General features: G+C 64.1%; 2 protein-coding genes. Both read left to right on the forward strand.

The window, feature by feature from the left end; all coding sequences use genetic code 11:
- The coding region (ffh, locus tag VGO12_RS01910) for a signal recognition particle protein (RefSeq protein ID WP_327511061.1) at positions 1 to 1,560 on the forward strand (1,560 nt) is incomplete at its 5' end.
- Between the two features lie 13 nt (positions 1,561 to 1,573).
- On the forward strand, positions 1,574 to 1,864 hold a 291-nt coding region (locus VGO12_RS01915), incomplete at its 3' end, for a chorismate mutase (RefSeq protein WP_327494335.1).

Consider the following 1,864-nt stretch of genomic DNA (forward strand, 5'->3'; position numbering starts at 1 on the left):
GAGAGCCTCCAGGACCGCCTTGGTTCCATATTGAATGGACTGACCGGCCGCGGCGCATTGTCGGAAGCCGATGTTTCCGCTGCGCTCCGCGAGGTTCGCCGTGCGCTGCTCGAAGCCGACGTCGCGCTCGACGTCGTGCGCGGCTTCACGGAAAAGGTTCGGGAAAAGGCTGTCGGCGCCGAGATCCTGAAGTCGATCAAGCCCGGCCAGATGGTCGTCAAGATCGTCCACGACGAGCTCGTCGAGATGCTCGGCTCCGAGGGCGTGACGATCGATCTCAATGCGCCCGCACCGGTCGTCATCATGATGGTCGGTCTGCAGGGCTCGGGTAAGACCACCACCACCGGCAAGATCGCCAGCCGGATGAAGACAAGGGACAAGAAGAAGGTCCTGATGGCGTCGCTCGACACCCGTCGTCCGGCCGCCCAGGAACAGCTTCGCCAGCTCGGCGTCCAGACCGGCGTCGATACGCTGCCCATCATTGCCGGCCAGTCGCCGACCGATATCGCTTCGCGCGCCGTCCAGGCTGCCAAGCTCGGCGGCCATGATGTCGTCATCCTCGACACCGCCGGCCGTACCCATATCGACGAGCCGCTGATGATCGAGATGGCGGAGATCAAGCGGAAGTCCAATCCGCATGAGATCCTGCTCGTCGCCGACGCGCTGACCGGCCAGGACGCCGTCAATCTCGCCCGCAACTTCGACGAACGTGTCGGCATCACCGGCCTGGTGCTCACCCGCATGGACGGCGATGGCCGCGGCGGTGCTGCCCTTTCGATGCGTGCGGTTACCGGCAAGCCGATCAAGCTCATCGGCGTCGGCGAAAAGATGGGCGAACTCGAGGAGTTCCATCCCCGCCGCGTCGCCGACCGCATCCTCGGCATGGGCGACATCGTCTCGCTCGTCGAGAAGGCCGCCGAAAACATCGACGCCGAGAAGGCGGCCGCCATGGCCGCCAAGATGGCCAAGGGCAAGTTCGACCTCAACGACCTCGCCGACCAGCTCGGCCAGATGCAGAAGATGGGCGGCATGGGCGGAATCATGGGCCTGATGCCCGGCATGGCCGGCATGAAGGACAAGATGGCCGCCGCCGGCCTCGATGACAGCCTGTTCAAGCGCCAGCTCGCCATCATCTCGTCGATGACCAAGGCCGAGCGCGCCAATCCGGACCTGCTCAAGCATTCGCGCAAGAAGCGCATCGCTAGCGGCTCCGGCACCGATGCCGCCGACATCAACAAGCTTCTGAAGATGCACCGCCAGATGGCGGACATGATGAAGATGATGGGCGGCAAGGGCAAAGGCGGCATGATGAAGCAGATGATGGGCGGCCTTGCCAACAAGATGGGCCTTGGCGGCCTCGGTGGTGGCGGCATGCCCGATCTGTCGAAGCTCGACCCGAAGCAGCTCGAAGCCCTGCAGAAGCAGGCGGAAGCAGCCGGCCTGAAGCCGGGCGGCATGCCCGGTCTCGGGGGCGGTGGTCTGCCGGGTCTGGGTGGTGCCAAGCTTCCGGGTCTCGGCGGCGGCTTCCCCGGCCTTCCCGGCCTGCCGAAGAAGAAGTGAGGATCGCTAAGAGATGATTGATCCCGAAATCAAACAGGAATTGGCGGGTTACCGGCAGTCGATCGACAACATCGATGCCGCGCTCGTCCACATGCTGGCCGAACGTTTTCGCTGCACCCAGGCAGTCGGCGTTCTCAAGGCCAAGCATGATCTGCCGCCGGCCGACCCGGCGCGCGAAGAATACCAGATCGAACGCCTGCGCCGCCTGGCCAAGGATGCCAATCTGGATCCGGATTTCGCCGAGAAGTTCCTGAACTTCATCATCAAGGAAGTCATCCGGCATCATGAAGCCATCGCCGCCGAT

The sequence above is a fragment of the Ensifer sp. genome (genome assembly GCF_035999135.1).
GTDB lineage: Bacteria > Pseudomonadota > Alphaproteobacteria > Rhizobiales > Rhizobiaceae > Ensifer.